We start from the raw sequence: 15436 nt of genomic DNA on the forward strand, positions 1-15436 counted from the left end.
ATCCCTGTCTCGGCTACGCCAATTTGCAACAACGCCAGCGGCGGCTCCGAAGGGGAGCTGGTGCAATTCTGTTAGCGCTGAGTAGCTGGAAACATTTGAGAGTTCTGCAGACATACACCTCATTTCCAGGCACAGGCGGAACTGTGACCTTCCGAGCCAGGGATGGCGAGGCAGAGCTTACAAGGACGTACTTGCAGCGAGTCACAGGATCGCCTGTGCGAGAGCGCACCGCAGGTGATTGACTACACCGTGGCCGGAAGCTCGGCCAATACTAACTTAGGAACTTTTAGCTGGAAGCTATATTAGCCGCTGTGCCAGCGGCCTAAAGTCGTGGAGCTTCGCCCCACACTCGAGGAAAGGGGGCTGTATCGACTCGCCCCCTTTCCAAACCCCCAGCGACCCGCGACGCAGCGGAAAACCCCTTGTGCTTATGATGCCAATTCGCTATCGCGCCAGACGCTCATCCCTGATTCGACTGGCGCTGCTTCGGCATCCATGCCTCGCTACGCGATTGTCATCAACGCCCTGCGGCCGCTTCGAGCGGGAGTTGCTGCAATTCTGTGAGAATGGAGTAGCTTGAAATATCTGAAGAGTTTGCAGACATACGCCTATTTTCCAGGCACAGGCGGAACTGTGACCTTCCGATCCCGGGATGGCGAGGCAGAGCTTATAGGGATGGACTTGTAGCGAGTCACAGGATCGCCTGTGCATAAGCCTGCGGCAGGCAATGAGAAACATCCGTCGCCGGAGGCCCTGCCAATACTAATTAGTAACTTTTAGCTGGAAGCCATGTTAGCCGCTGTGCCAGCGGCCTAAAGTTGTGGTTCAAATGCCTCAATGCATAACAGCCAAGTTGCCATCTCTTGATCTCGCTCGTAAGCACGTTGCTGCGCAACTCTCGCCATGTCACAGGGGAGCCTGTGCGAAATGCGCACCGCAGGTGATGGGCTGCATTGAGGCCTGAAGCTATATTAGCCTCACTGCCAGGGCTCGCTATGTAGCAGATAATCTCTTGTGTTTATAAGGCAATAGCGGTTTGGAAATAAGCCCCGCTATTGCCAAACCCTTCCTCAATCGCGTGTCTGACCTGTGCCATTGACCAGGAATTTCTCCGTGGTCAATGACTCCAGTCCCATGGGGCCGTAGGCATGCAGCTTAGTGGTGGCGATACCGATTTCGGCACCGAGCCCAAGCTCGCTGCCGTCGCTGAAGCGCGATGAGGCGTTGACCATCACCACAGAGGCATCGACCCCTTGCTGAAACTGTTGCGCCGCTTGCTGGCTTTCGGTGCAGATCACCTCGGTATGGTGGCTGCCGAAGCGGGCGATATGCTCCATGGCATCCGCCAGCGAGTCGACCTGGCGTACGGCTATTTCCAGGTTCAGGTATTCCTGGCCGAACTCATCTTCCGTCAGCACAGTGGCCTGGTCGAAGAAGGGGGCCGCCTTCTCATCGGCATTGATCTTCACCCCCTTGTCGGCCAAGGCCTGAGCGGCGATAGGCAGCCAGACTTTGGCGATATCCTTGTGTACCAACAGGCCTTCCAGGGCATTACAGACACCGGTGCGCTGGGTCTTGCCGTTGAGCAGCAGGTTGAGCGCCTTTTCCACATCGGCATCTCTGTCGACATAGAGGTGACAAACGCCTTTAAAGTGCTGGATAACCGGGATTTTAGAGTTGTCGCTGACAAAGTTGATCAGGCCTTCGCCGCCTCTTGGGATCACCAGGTCGATATAGTCGCGCTGTTGCAACAGTTCCAGCATCAGAGCGCGGTCGGGATCCGGCACCACGGATACCAGCGCGGTCGGCAGTTTGAACTCCTGCAGCACTTTGTGCAGCACTTTGGCTATCGCCAGGCTGGAGTTGAGCGCCTCTTTACCGCCGCGCAGTATTACCGCGTTGCCCGATTTGAAACACAGCGCTGCGGCATCAGCGGTCACATTGGGGCGCGCCTCATAGATCATACAGACTACCCCGAGCGGCACTCTGAGCTTGCTTATCTGAATACCGTTGGGGCGGCGGCCCAGCTCGCGGCGCTGACCCACGGGGTCATCCAGCTCGACTATGGTGTCAATGCCACTGGCCATGGCGGCGATCCGCTCTGGCGTCAGGGTCAGACGGTCGAGCATGGCTTCGCTGAGACCTGCGTTGCGGGCCGCAAGGAGATCTTCCTCGTTGGCCTTGAGAATATTGTCATTTTCAGCGAGAAGCGCCCGGGCCATCGCTTTCAGCACCTGATTTTTGGTTTGGGTATCTATGAGTGCCAGCTCCCTGGCCGCCTTGGCCGCTGAGCTTGCCAGTGTGGTTATCAGACTCATTAGGGTCCTCCTTTGTTCGTTGCGCTACTCTGGTGGCGGGCCGCTGCTATTTCTCCAGTTGCGGCGTTTTACTGAGTAGGGCGATATCTTTTTCCGAGACTATGCCGCCCAGGCTGTCGGTGAAGCTGTCGGCCAGTTCAGGGTCTTCCTGCTCGGCGATAAAACTCAGCAGGCTGCTGCTGTAGTTGCTGCGGGCCTTGGCCAGACAGGTGCCGTCGTCGCTGCGCAGCAGTATGGTATCGCCGGCGGCAAAGTTACCTTTGACCTCAAGTACTTCATTGCTGGAAAGCTCGGCGCAATTCTTGGCGCTGTCCATCTCCTCATCGGCGGCGACTATCACTTCCCCTTGAGCCCTGACAGTGTGGGTCAGCCAATGCATCCGCTCCTGCAACGGAGTTTCGGATGCCCGGAACAGGGTGCCGGGATTGCGGCCCGACAACAGGGCATTAAAGCTCTCCTCTTTGAAGCCGTTGACTATATAGGTATCAATGCCATGGGAGCTGGCCTTTTCCGCCGCTTCTATCTTGGTGCGCATGCCGCCGGTGCCGACATCGCTGTGACTGCCGCCGGCCATGGCATAGATGGCGGCATCGATTTTATTGACCTCGGGCCGCAGCTCGGCATCGCTGTGCAGATGCGGGTTTTTGTTGTAGAGGCCATCAATATCCGAGCAGATCACTAAGGTATCAGCGTCGGCCGCGGCTGCCACCATGGCTGACAGGTTATCGTTGTCACCCACCTTGAGTGCATCTGTGGTGACGGTATCGTTTTCGTTGAGGATCGGCAGTATGTCGTGATCCAGCAGGGTAAACACGGTTTCCCTAATCGACAGGTAACGCTCTCTGTCGCGTAGATCGCCATGGGTCAGCAGAATTTGCGCCGTGGGAAAGTCGAAAAACTTATCCCAGGTCGCCATCATCTCAGTCTGCCCGGCGGCGGCCATGGCTTTTTTCAGTACTACCTGGGCCTCAGGGCTATTGGCTTCACTGCCCGGTTTGAGCGGAAATCTGTGGGCTCCGGCGGCAATTGAGCCGGAAGAAACCAGTATGGTCTGAATGCCTTTAGCGCGGCAGCGCACAATGAATTGGGCTATGGCCAGCAGATAGCGCGAGCTACATCCCTGTCTGTCAGGGGCAATCAGGGCGCTGCCGACTTTTAAAACAATTCGTTGCCTTGGTTGCTTATTCATAACTTCCTTAACCTGTTTGAGGTGTTACTTCGAAGCGGATTGGGGATTGAAGCTAGACCCGGCGTCTGCCACCGGGTCTATAACGGGATTTGTACTATCCAGCTATCAGCCGACCTGCTGCAGCTTTTCCCGGGTAGCGTGGAAGGTCTCCTGCACTGAGTGTGAGGGATCCTGACCAAAGTGACTGACCAGCACTATCGCCGCAGAGCTTATGATAAAGCCGGGAACTATCTCGTAGATCACACTGGAGAGTGTCTTGCCATCGGGCAATACCGGCAGCAGGATCCACAGCAGCACTGTGATGGCGCCGGTGAGAATACCAGCGACGGCGCCCGAGTGGGTCATCTTCGACCAGAACAGACTGAACAGCACCAGTGGCCCGAAGGCGGCACCGAAACCGGCCCAGGCGTTACTCACCAGTGACAGTATGCTGCTGTTGCTATCCAGGGCCAGCAAGGTGGCCACGGCAGCAACGGCAAATACCCCGAAACGGCCTATATTCACCAGCTTCTTCTCGTCTATGTCCTTGTGGAACACGGCGCGGTAGACATCCTCTGTCAGCGAGCTGGATGACACCAGCAGCTGTGAGGAGATGGTGCTCATGATGGCTGCCAGAATCGCTGCCAACAGGAAGCCACTCACCAAGGGGTGGAACAGAATTTCCGAGAACAGAATAAAGATGGTTTCCGGGTCCTGCAGCCCTGGGTGGAACTTGTTGACATAGGCGACACCGATAAGGCCTGTGGCCAGGGCGCCGAGTATGGTCACCAACATCCAGCTCATGCCTATGTTGCGGGCCGTCTTGATATCTTTAACCGAACGAATTGCCATAAAGCGCACTATGATGTGGGGTTGCCCGAAATAGCCCAGTCCCCAGGCCATGCTGGAAACAATCGCCAGCAGGCTCATTTTCTCCACAGATTCAGACAGAGGCACTATGGTGTGATTGGCCTGCGCCATCATCTCTGTGCCATTGTTGAACTCCTGAAAAGCCACTATAGGCACCATCACCAGGGCGACAAACATAATACAGCCCTGCACAAAGTCGGTCATACTGACGGCCAGAAAGCCCCCCAATAGGGTGTAGGCCACCACCACTGAGACAGTGATCACCAGGCCAAGCTGGTAACTCAGGCCGAAGGCGGATTCAAACAGTTTGCCCCCGGCGACCAGGCCGGCAGAGGTGTAGAGAGTAAAGAAGAGTATGATCACCGCTGCAGAAATCATCCGCACCGAGCCGTTTTTCTTCTCGAAGCGCTTGCTGAAAAAGTCCGGCAGAGTCAGGGCGTCATCTGCTTCCTGGGTATAAACCCTGAGCCTGGGCGCCACCAGCAGATAGTTGAACCAAGCGCCGATAAGCAGGCCAAGCGCAATCCAGATGGTGTCGAAGCCGATAACAAACATGGCACCCGGTAGACCCATCAGCATCCAACCGCTCATATCGGAAGCGCCGGCCGACAGCGCCGTGACCTGAGGGCTGACCTGACGGCCGCCGAGAATGTAGCCCGAAATATCATCGGTAGAATTGCGATAGGCAAACAGGCCTATCGCCAACATGACCACAAAGTAGATGGCCAAAGAGATATAACTCGAATAATCCATAGATTAGTGCCCGTTATTGCCACTGAAGGCTTGATTGAGTTTTTGTTTGCAGAATGGGTACAGGTAGGTTGAGAGTACGAGCCAGAAACACCCTAATTGGATCAGGTACTTGGCTTTATCTCTGAGGCTGATTTGGTAGCGTGAAAGATGACTGTCAGACTCCTGTGAGCTGTTGGCATTCATCGTGATTCTCCTTCCTTAAGTTTCAGCTAAAGTGGGACTAGCGAAAAACCACTTGAAGGCTAACCAATTAATTGATTAGTGTTCAAATGGTTTTGGTTCGAACGATATTATTCATGTTTATCAGAAAATGATCAAGTTTCTATCTGAGTGATTCACTGGGTTATGACTTGATGTTTTGTATATTTTTCATTAAAAATCATTCTCTTATTTTTGATAAAACTTAATCTTTTCAATTTTTAATATATTGCATGCAATTATAAGACAAGCGATAAGATCTCGATTTGAGCTATAACTGTTTTGCAATCAAGCTCTGAAATAAGCCGGAAATAATTAGAGTTTAAAATTAATTTACGACAGTACCTGACTCTGCTAAATGAACAGTTGCAACCCTGCGCAATCGCTGGGCCAGATCTCCAATTCCAATCCGATAGACTCCTCAAAATAGCGCTTGAACTATAGGTGTTTTTATATATGATTTAGCACATATCTGTTTATCCATATATTCTCCAGGTTACTGAAGATGCTCATTTGAATGGCCAACTGAAACGGCAGATGTATGGCAGGCCGACTAATGGCCTTAAGGAGTGGTGCTTATCATGGAACTAACCATTTTTTTCAAAGCCTTGGCCGATGAAACCCGGCTGCGCAGTCTGCTGTTGATCCTGCAGCAGGGAGAGCTTTGTGTCTGCGAGTTGACTGAGGCCCTGGCCTTGAGTCAACCGAAGATCTCCCGTCATTTGGCGCAGCTGCGAACTCAGGGGCTGCTGCAGGACAGACGCCGGGGCCAATGGGTGTTTTATCGTCTCAGCCCCGAACTGGCACCCTGGTGCGAGCAGTTGCTGCGGGACACACTGACGGCCAACCCTGGCTTTATTGCTGATGAGCTGACTCGGCTGGAGGCTATGGCCTCGAGGCCGCAAGCTTGCTGTTGAAACAGGCCGAAATCTATCACTGGAGCGCCGGAAGTTAACCGCCGGGGGATCGGAGAGGGGGATGTATGGGAATTTTTGAACGTTGGCTCAGCCTGTGGGTAGGGCTGTGCATTTTAGCTGGGATAGCACTGGGTTATTTGGCGCCGGGTGTATTTACCGCGGTGGCGGCGCTGGAATACGCCCATGTCAATTTGGTGATCGCCGTGCTTATCTGGGTGATGATCTATCCCATGATGGTGCAAATTGACTTTTCCGCTATCAAGGATGTTGGCCGAAATCCCAAGGGATTGCTGCTGACGCTGGTGATCAACTGGTTGGTGAAGCCTTTTACCATGGCGCTGCTTGGCTGGCTCTTCTTTCGTTTTCTGTTTGCCCCCTGGGTCGAACCGCAAACGGCGCAGGAGTATATCGCCGGGATGATCCTTCTCGGAGTCGCTCCTTGTACCGCCATGGTGTTTGTCTGGAGTCAACTGACCCGGGGCGATGCCAACTACACTCTGGTGCAGGTATCGGTCAATGATGTGATCATGATTTTTGCCTTCGCACCACTGTCGGCGCTGCTGCTGGGGGTGAGTGATATTCAGGTGCCATGGGAAACCTTGATCCTATCTGTGGCGCTGTATGTGTTGCTGCCCTTGTTAGCCGGGGTATTGACCCGCAAACACCTCAATAGCCGACCAGAGGCGATCACGGCCTTGCTGTCCAGGCTCAAACCCTGGTCGATATTGGGGCTGCTGCTGACGGTAGTGCTGCTGTTTGCACTGCAGGCCGAAACCATAGTGGCCCAGCCGCAAAATATTGTGCTGATCGCCATTCCACTGTTACTGCAGACTTACGGTATTTTCCTGCTGGCCTGGTGGCTGGCGAAGCGTTTGCGCCTGCCCCACAGCATAGCCGCTCCGGCTTGCATGATAGGCACTTCCAACTTTTTCGAACTGGCGGTTGCCGTGGCTATCTCCCTCTTTGGTCTGCACTCGGGAGCTGCGCTGGCCACAGTCGTTGGGGTACTGGTGGAAGTGCCTGTGATGCTGTCCCTGGTGGCATTTGCCAACCGTAGCCGCAGTAACTGGGCAGCGGCCAAAAAATTAACGGAGAATTGAGATGACAATAAAGGTGGGAATTAACGGCTTTGGCCGTATGGGACGGCTGGCCTTGAGGGCTGCCTGGGATTGGCCGGAACTCGAATTTGTGCAGATCAACGACCCTGCAGGTGATGCCGCCACCCTGGCGCATCTGTTGGAGTTTGACTCGGTTCATGGCCGTTGGTCGCACCCAGTCGAGCATGAGGGCAGTGCCATAGTCATAGCCGGTCGGCGGATAGCGACCAGTCGCAATCAGGCCATTGCAGACAGCGATTGGTCTCAATGCGATCTGGTGATCGAAGCCTCGGGCAAGATGAAAACCAAGGCGCTGCTGCAAGCCTATCTTGATCAAGGGGTGAAACGTGTGGTGGTTACAGCGCCGGTGAAAGAGGACGGTGTCGCTAACCTGGTGATGGGGGTGAATCATCAGAGTTACGACCCGGCCAGGCATCCGATAGTAACAGCCGCATCCTGTACTACCAATTGTCTGGCGCCTGTGGTCAAGGTTATCCATGAGAACTTCGGCATTCGCCATGGCTCCATGACCACTATCCACGACATCACCAACACCCAGACCATATTGGATGCGCCCCATAAGGATCTGCGCCGAGCCCGCGCCTGTGGCCAGAGCCTGATCCCGACCACCACAGGCAGTGCCACCGCCATTACCCATATTTTCCCTGAGCTGAAAGGCCGCCTCAACGGCCATGCGGTCAGGGTGCCGCTGGCCAACGCCTCACTGACCGACTGTGTGTTTGAACTGGAGCAAACAGTGACAGAGCAACAGGTCAACGACTTGTTGCAACAGGCGGCCGAGACTGAACTCAAGGGCATTCTCGGCTTCGAGTCGCGGCCGCTGGTGTCGGTGGACTACAAGACAGATCCCCGCTCCTGCATAGTGGATGGGCTGTCCACCATGGTGATCAACGGCACTCAGCTCAAGCTCTACTGTTGGTATGACAACGAATGGGGCTATGCCAACCGCACCGCCGAGTTGGCGCTGATGGTAGGCCGTTTGGACCGGGATGCCTGAAGGACAACATCATGGCTGAAATGAGTCCGGCGCTGCGCCAATATCTGCTGATCACCGGCAACTACTGGGCCTTTACCCTGACAGATGGTGCGCTACGCATGTTGGTGGTGCTCTATTTCTATCAGTTGGGTTACGGTGCGCTGGCCATTGCCATGCTGTTTCTCTTCTATGAGTTTTTCGGTGTGGTCACCAATCTGTTGGGCGGCTGGCTCGGCGCCCGTTTGGGGCTCAACCGCACCATGAATATCGGCCTTGGGCTGCAGATAGTGGCGCTGGCCATGCTGTTGGTGCCTCAGGCCTGGCTGACCATTCCCTGGGTAATGGCGGCCCAGGCACTGTCGGGGATTGCCAAAGATCTCAACAAGATGAGTGCCAAGAGTGCCATTAAGACTCTGGTACCCAAGGATGCGGCCCAGGCGGGACAGACCCTGTATCGCTATGTGGCGTTGCTGACCGGCTCCAAGAACGCCCTCAAAGGAATAGGTTTCTTCCTCGGCGGCGCCCTGCTTAGCCTGTTGGGATTTGCCGGTGCCATTGCCGCCATGGCCGCTGTTTTGACCTTGGTGTGGCTGAGCTCGCTGCTGTTTCTCAAGGCGGAACTGGGCCAGGCCAAGAATAAGCCCAAGTTCAGTGAGCTGTTTTCCAAGAGCCGGGCAGTGAACATTCTCTCTGCGGCCAGGCTGTTTCTGTTTGCCGCCAGGGATGTCTGGTTTGTGGTGGCCTTGCCTGTGTATCTGGCCAGCCAATTTGGCTGGGATCACTGGCAGGTGGGGGGCTTTCTGGCCGGCTGGATTATCGCCTATGGCTTGGTGCAAGCCCTGGCGCCCAGGCTGACCGCCAGGACCGACGGCAAGACAGGCAAGCATAAAGGTTCGGCCTTGCCGGGACGGGCGGCGGCGCTCTTCTGGTGCGGCCTGCTCGCTCTGGTGCCCGCACTTATCGCCCTTGGGCTTGGCAGCCAATACTCCCATGTTTGGTTGATCGGTGGCCTGTTGCTGTTCGGCGCCTTGTTTGCGGTGAACTCTTCGCTGCACAGTTTTCTGATTGTCAGTTATGCCCGCGAGGATGGGGTATCCCTGGATGTGGGGTTCTACTATATGGCCAATGCCGCCGGGCGCTTGCTGGGCACAGTGCTTTCCGGTGCGCTGTTTCAGTGGTGGGGGCTGGAGGCTTGTCTCTGGGTTTCCAGCGCCATGTTACTGCTGACTCTGATTATCTCCCGTGGTCTGCCCCAAGAGCATGAGGCGTAATGATCCATTGCAAAATTAGACTATAAGGGAGTGTCACTTTTTCCCATAAGGGCATAGGCTTAGAGGTGCGGTAAAGTTATTTCCGCAGCTGTATTGAATTGTTTCAAAGAGGGAAGTGTTATGTCCATGAGCTTGCAGTTTTGGGGTGCTACCCAGGAAGTCACAGGTTCCTGCCATCTGTTGCGGGTCAACGATGCAAGTTTGTTGTTGGATTGTGGTCTTATTCAGGGAGGGCGGCAGGATGAATTGCGTAACCATGAAGCCTTTCCCTTTGCTCCTGAATCCCTGACTGCCGTGGTGTTGAGTCACGCTCATATCGATCATTCTGGGCGCTTGCCCCTGCTGGTGAAGCAGGGTTTTAGCGGCCCAATCTACACCCATAAGGCCACCATGGATCTGTGCGCCATCATGCTCAAGGATGCCGCCATGTTGCAGCAGCGTGATGCCGAACGGCAGAACCGCAAACGTGCCAAGCAAGATCTAGAGCCGATAGAGCCGCTGTTCACCGAAGAAGATGTCGAACTGGCACTGACCCGCTTTATTCCACTGGACTATGGCACCAAGCTGGATCCCATTCCCGGTGTGACCCTGTGTTTGAGTGATGCCGGCCATATTCTGGGGTCGGCGCTACTGGAGCTGTGGATCAATGATGGCAACACCCAGAAAAAACTGGTGTTCAGTGGCGATCTTGGCCGCGCCGGTATGCCGATCCTCAAAGATCCTACGCTGATCCAACAGGCCGATCTGGTGCTGATGGAAAGCACTTATGGCGACAGGTTGCACCGGAGTTGGGAGGCGACTCTGGAAGAACTCAAGGGGATCTTCGCGACAGCCATCAGTGAGAGCCGCGGCAATATCCTGATCCCTGCCTTCTCGGTTGGCCGGGCGCAGGAGCTTTTGTATCTGTTTCACCTTTATGCCGGGGAGTGGGATCTGTCACGTTGGAAAATCTGCCTCGACAGCCCCATGGCCATAGAGGCCACCAAGGTGTATATCAATAACTATCCCTTGATGGACGAGGACTTCAAGCGTTTCGTGCATCAACACCCCGGGCAGCACCCGCTGCTGTCTGGGATAGAGTTTATCCAAAGTACCGAAGAGTCGATGGAACTCAACGACGTACACCAGGGGCTTATCATTATTGCCGGCAGCGGCATGTGTAACGGCGGTCGTATCCGCTGTCATCTGGAACACAACCTGTGGCGGCCCGAGTGCGACATTATCATCTGTGGTTTTCAGGCACTGGGAACCCCGGGGCGGCTGCTGGTCGATGGCGCCAGTGAGCTTACCATCAACGGTAATTCGGTGAATGTCGCCGCCAGAATTCACACAGTCGGTGGGTTGTCGGCCCATGCGGATCAGGCCGAACTGCTGCGCTGGTATCGTGAGTTTGAGGGCGCGCCGCCACTTATTCTGGTTCACGGTGAGCCGGATGCCCAGCGGCAACTCCTGAGTGTGCTGGAACATGCCGACGGCGTGCAGCCCAAGCCCAGACCTCAGGCCTCGGCTATAGCGACCGAAGGCGACAAGCTGGATCTCAGCCGTTTACCCGAACTGAGCTGGGTTGTGGGTTAAGTTTTAGTGGGAAGTCATAAACTTAACTTTACGGTTCATTCCCTATAGTAGGCCGAGCGCTATGACGTTGAATCAAAAGAGAGTTAACCTTAAGTGGGACAAAGTAAAGCAATATGAGTAATACCCCGTACATTGATAATAAAAATCGTCTAGCTGATGTGATAGCCGCAATACAGGTTATGGGAACATATAAGTTTTACAAGTTGGAGTTTTCGGATTGGGCTGATCGTATATCTGGCGATGAAAGTCAGGGAGAATATTGGAAAAGGATATTTGAACAACATCCTGAGTTTTTTCGTTTGGATCAAACTAGAACTAAGGCATCTCTTGTTTGGCGCAGGAATTATCAAAAATTATATGATATTGATAAAGAAGAAAAAATATCAAGAGAAGAGTTTAGGGGGCTATGTTCTGAAAAGAAAGCGCGCATTTCAAGGAACCCTTTGAGTAACTCTGATATATCAACATTGGTAACCACTGCCATTAACCTTCACTCAAGCGAAATTGCCCATAAAAAGGAAACTCGTTGGTGGATAGCCGGAACTATGAGTCTACTAGGAGTTATTTTAGGAGTGCTCTTGAAGGCTATTATCGGTTAACTATTTTTATCTTTGCCATTAACAAATAAAAACGCCCCTTAATAAAGGAGCGTTTTTATTGTTGGTGCAAACCTGGCTTTAGCCTTGGCGCTGCCAGAGGATCTCCAGTTCATCGGCTTCGCCCATGGCGGCTTCCAACAGGTTGATGAGCTCGGCATCGGCCTCTATGGCCTTAAAGGTTTCCAATTGAGTGCGGTTCAGCCAGTAGTCCTGGTCGGCATCATGCTCTTCTACCAGGTTGTCGATCAGGAACTGCAGCTGTTGTTCGGAGATATGGCCGATAACGGCGCCGGTTTCTTTATTGCTGAGTTGGATCATTCTCTCTCCTTGGATTGGTGTGGCCTCAGTGGCCGAAAATCATAGCTTGCACTATATCCTCTTCAGTGAGTGCGTTGAATCCCATGTTTTGTCATAAAACTCTCTTCATAAACGACCCCGGTCAGGGTGGCGATAGCTAGGCCAAGCACCAGTGCCAACAGTAGAGGCTTGCAAACCCCCATGGGCACCAGCCAGATCAGTAACAGTGCCAATACGCAAATGCCACCACTGATGGGGTTGAATAAGAGTTCCAGACTGATCTCGAAAACACTTAAGGTTTCTGCGTCCTGATAGCGCCGGAAATGGAGCAGGAAATAGAGAGCTCCGCAGAGCAAACTGACACTGGAAAATGCCAATAGGCCGCTGAAGCTGAAAGTTTCTTTGAAGTACAAAGTGGCTTGGTAACCCGCCACAGTCAATATTGCCAGCCAGATAACAAGTAGTGGCGCCAGGATCAGTCCCATTATACTTCCTAGGTTAGACGTCCATGTTTACAGGTGACTGTAACCTAAAAGCATATGCACAACAAACCACCAGTGGATGATTTGTGGCCCGGCTCGCTTCTCCACCAAGATTTGTTAGTGCTAACAGAGGTAAAACCACTATTTTCAACATTTAACAATCTGGTTACTTTTTGGGCTGTTTGCAGGATATACTCAGACAAGTAATTGTTGTCGGAAGAAAACTTGTTTGGAGAGTCCTTATGCGTTTTATCAAGACATTGTTTATCCTGTTGGCACTGATAGTGGCTGTGCCGCTGATTGCCGCTCTGTTTGTCAAAAGCGACTACCAGGTGACCACCAATGTGGTGATAAATCGCCCGGTGGCCGAGGTGTATGACTATGTAAAGTATCTTAAGAATCAAGATAATTTCAGCGTCTGGGCCAAGATGGATCCGGCGATTAAGCGCAGTTATCGCGGCGTTGACGGCACTGTTGGCTTTGTCTCGGCTTGGGAGAGTGACAACCCGCAGGTGGGCCAAGGCGAGCAGGAGATAGTCGCCATGGAAACCAACAAGCGCATCGATTATCAGCTCAGATTCCTGACTCCCTTCGAGGGTACTGAACCTGCCTACATGCTGTTTGAGCCCTATGAAGGCAATAGGACCAACCTTAGTTGGAGCTTTAAGGGGCATCTGGACTATCCGATGAATCTGATGTTTCTGTTTGTCGACTTTGAAACCATGATCGCCACGGATCTATTGCGTGGGCTCAGTAATCTCAAGCTGTTACTCGAGTCAGAACCCGCGCCGCAGGAACAAGTTCAGAGCCCGTAAATCCAGGCCACCCATTGACGGTAAAGATTAAGCCCTATCAGCAGGTTAATCGGGAAGGTGACCCCCAGCGAGGCCAGCATGGCCACGCCGATATTGGCCGATGGAATGGCCGCACGGATCGCCGCCGGTGCCGCAATATAAGAGGCGCTGGCGCAGAGACCGGCCAGTACCAATGTCGAACCGGCGGGCAGCCCCAGGGCGTGACCTGTAATGATACCCACCCAGGCGAGCACAAAAGGGGTGATGGCGGCAAATACCAATAGGCGCCAGTGACTCAAGGGCAGTGGAGCACAAACCCTGGCGGTACACAAGCCCATTTCCAGCAGGAATAGCGCCAGCAAGGTCTTGAATCCCTGCATCAGCACAGGGCTTAACGAGGCCAAGCCCTCAGCGCCGTAGCCCCAACCGATAAGCACGCCGCCCCCCAGCAGTATCACCCCACGACTTGTGAGTGCTTCCAGCAGAATATTGCCACTGCCTCCCGTTTTATCCCGGTTAAGGCGTCGATAGAGCCACAGCATGACTATGATGGATGGCAGCTCCAGCAGTACCAGATAGAGAGTGGTTTCGGGCTTGAGTGGCCAGCCCAGCTGTTCTGTCATGGCGTAGACAACGGCAAAAGTCCCGGCACTGACCGAGCCGTAGTGGGCGGCAATACTGATGGCATCGCTCTGGGATAGGCGAACCACTTTTTTCAGTATGGGATACAGCGCCAGCGGGATTGCCAGTCCCAAACCTATTACTAGTCCCAGCTCGGCAAAGGACAGCTGATCTGTGTGGCCGTGTAGCGCCATGCCGCCCTTGAGGCCCAGGGTCAGCATTAACAGTATGGAAAGGGTTTCGTAGGTGGATTCGGGGACTCTGAGATCCGATTTGAGCAGACCGGCCAACAGGCCTAGGCCGAAAAAGGCAATAACAACATCAGGCATGGGATTCTCCTTGTTAGACGGCTGGAGATTGTGCTCGCCCGGCGCTATATTGGAAAATAAATTATTCACTGCATATATATAGATAATTATCTATGGATCTTCGCCATCTCAGCCTGCGCTTGTTGCAGGTGTATATCGAAGTGGTTCGGCGGCAGAATATTTCAGCCGCCGCCAGACACCTGTATCTGACTCAGCCGACCGTGTCGCTGCAATTGAAAAAACTGGCCGAGCTGGTGGGTGAGCCTTTGCTGGAAACCGGCCCGGGAGGGCTGCGGCCGACTCAGGTGGGGCAGGAGTTGTACCGGGCGGCGGTCGATGTGATGACTCGTTTGGAAGACTTCAACGGCATGCTGGCCAAGGTGCGGGAAGGGCAGAGCGGCCACATCAATATCGGCCTGGTGACCACGGCCAAGTACGTGGTGCCGCGGATCCTAGGCGCTTTCTATCGTCGTTTCCCCGGTGTCCGAGTCACACTGAACATAGGCAACCGTGCCCATGTGCTGAATCGTTTTGAGCATCTGGAAGACGATCTCTACCTCTTCAGCCATCCTCCCAGGGGCGAAACTGTGCAATCGGCACGGATCATCCGTAACCCACTGCAGTTGATTGCCCCCAGAGATCATTGGGCCGCCGGGCAGAGTGAACTCAAGTTTGAGCAGCTCAGTCGCGAGCGGTTTCTCATCCGTGAGCCGGGTTCGGCTACCCGTTTGATGTTTGAGTCTTGGCTCAGCGGTCAGGGGGTGGAACTGGGCGACTGTATGCAGATAGAGAGCAATGAGGCCATTCGTCTGGGGGTCGCCTCGGGGTTGGGGTTATCAGTTATCTCGGCCCATACCCTGGAGGAAGGGCGCGAGCGCCCGGCTATTCTGGATGTGAAGGGCTTCCCGTTGGAAAGCAACTGGTATCTGGTGAGCCGTAAAGACAGGCGTATGCCCTATGCGGCGCGGCAATTGGTGCACTTTATGGCTGAGCATCTGCAGCAGTGCATAGAGGCTGAATGGGTGGCTGGTGATATCGCCCAGCTACCAACCAACCTGGGGTTGAGCGCCGACTGAGTTTGACCTCGGGTTTCCAATTGTTAATGTTTCGTTGTAATCTGGGTGTTCCTTATGCAGTTTTGCCATAACAGGTGGAAACTGCAACGATAACA

At 54.0% G+C, this 15436-nt stretch carries 14 protein-coding genes; 8 read left to right on the forward strand and 6 right to left on the reverse strand.

Annotated features, from left to right (window positions below):
- Positions 1-1070: 1070 nt before the first annotated feature.
- From CX651_RS06230 to putP, 3 genes are all read right to left on the reverse strand, one after another.
- Positions 1071-2318 carry a glutamate-5-semialdehyde dehydrogenase gene (locus CX651_RS06230; RefSeq protein WP_101054782.1) on the reverse strand — a complete coding sequence of 416 codons (1248 nt, stop codon included), beginning with the start codon at positions 2316-2318 and terminating at the stop codon, positions 1071-1073.
- Between the two features lie 46 nt (positions 2319-2364).
- Positions 2365-3507 (reverse strand): glutamate 5-kinase, encoded by a 1143-nt coding sequence (gene proB, locus CX651_RS06235; RefSeq protein WP_101054784.1) that lies wholly within the window; start codon positions 3505-3507, stop codon positions 2365-2367.
- Between the two features lie 105 nt (positions 3508-3612).
- Positions 3613-5109 (reverse strand): sodium/proline symporter PutP, encoded by a 1497-nt coding sequence (putP, locus tag CX651_RS06240; protein ID WP_101054787.1) that lies wholly within the window; start codon positions 5107-5109, stop codon positions 3613-3615.
- A 779-nt stretch (positions 5110-5888) separates the two neighbouring features.
- Between putP and CX651_RS06250 the strand changes: the two genes are divergently transcribed.
- The 6 genes from CX651_RS06250 (at position 5889) to CX651_RS06275 (ending at position 11763) form a co-directional block, all read left to right on the forward strand.
- Positions 5889-6224: an ArsR/SmtB family transcription factor gene (locus CX651_RS06250; RefSeq protein WP_028779633.1), complete on the forward strand. Its 336-nt coding sequence runs from the start codon at positions 5889-5891 to the stop codon at positions 6222-6224.
- 65 nt (positions 6225-6289) lie between these two features.
- Complete coding sequence (arsB, locus tag CX651_RS06255) at positions 6290-7324, forward strand: ACR3 family arsenite efflux transporter (RefSeq protein ID WP_101054790.1); 1035 nt, start codon at positions 6290-6292, stop codon at positions 7322-7324.
- Position 7325: 1 nt separating this feature from the next.
- A complete protein-coding gene (locus CX651_RS06260) occupies positions 7326-8339 on the forward strand; it encodes an ArsJ-associated glyceraldehyde-3-phosphate dehydrogenase (RefSeq protein ID WP_025886849.1) in 1014 nt (337 codons plus the stop codon).
- A gap of 11 nt (positions 8340-8350) precedes the next feature.
- A complete protein-coding gene (gene arsJ, locus CX651_RS06265) occupies positions 8351-9589 on the forward strand; it encodes an organoarsenical effux MFS transporter ArsJ (protein WP_101054793.1) in 1239 nt (412 codons plus the stop codon).
- A 120-nt stretch (positions 9590-9709) separates the two neighbouring features.
- Entirely contained in the window at positions 9710-11164 is a 1455-nt protein-coding gene (locus CX651_RS06270) for an MBL fold metallo-hydrolase RNA specificity domain-containing protein (protein WP_045283178.1), read from the forward strand.
- Positions 11165-11277: 113 nt separating this feature from the next.
- A complete protein-coding gene (locus tag CX651_RS06275; protein WP_101054796.1) occupies positions 11278-11763 on the forward strand; it encodes an N-carbamoyl-L-amino acid amidohydrolase in 486 nt (161 codons plus the stop codon).
- 78 nt (positions 11764-11841) lie between these two features.
- Here CX651_RS06275 and CX651_RS06280 read toward each other — a convergent pair whose 3' ends face one another.
- The gene (locus CX651_RS06280) at positions 11842-12081 is read right to left on the reverse strand and encodes a galactosyldiacylglycerol synthase (RefSeq protein WP_101054799.1); all 240 of its coding nucleotides are present in this window, start codon (positions 12079-12081) and stop codon (positions 11842-11844) included.
- Between the two features lie 62 nt (positions 12082-12143).
- Complete coding sequence (locus tag CX651_RS06285; RefSeq protein ID WP_101054803.1) at positions 12144-12545, reverse strand: hypothetical protein; 402 nt, start codon at positions 12543-12545, stop codon at positions 12144-12146.
- A 239-nt stretch (positions 12546-12784) separates the two neighbouring features.
- Here CX651_RS06285 and CX651_RS06290 point away from each other — a divergent pair, with 239 nt between their 5' ends.
- Positions 12785-13357, forward strand: a complete 573-nt coding sequence (locus tag CX651_RS06290; RefSeq protein WP_101054806.1) for an SRPBCC family protein — start codon at positions 12785-12787, stop codon at positions 13355-13357.
- Here the strand turns inward: CX651_RS06290 and CX651_RS06295 are convergent.
- On the reverse strand, positions 13345-14286 hold the full coding sequence (locus CX651_RS06295; protein ID WP_101054809.1) for a sodium-dependent bicarbonate transport family permease: 942 nt from the start codon (positions 14284-14286) through the stop codon (positions 13345-13347). The genes CX651_RS06290 and CX651_RS06295 overlap by 13 nt on opposite strands.
- A 92-nt stretch (positions 14287-14378) precedes the next feature.
- Between CX651_RS06295 and CX651_RS06300 the strand changes: the two genes are divergently transcribed.
- Positions 14379-15341: a LysR family transcriptional regulator gene (locus CX651_RS06300; protein WP_101054811.1), complete on the forward strand. Its 963-nt coding sequence runs from the start codon at positions 14379-14381 to the stop codon at positions 15339-15341.
- The last annotated feature ends 95 nt before the right edge of the window (positions 15342-15436 follow it).

Origin of the sequence: Shewanella chilikensis, from assembly GCF_002836945.1 — a bacterium.
Lineage (GTDB): Bacteria > Pseudomonadota > Gammaproteobacteria > Enterobacterales > Shewanellaceae > Shewanella > Shewanella chilikensis.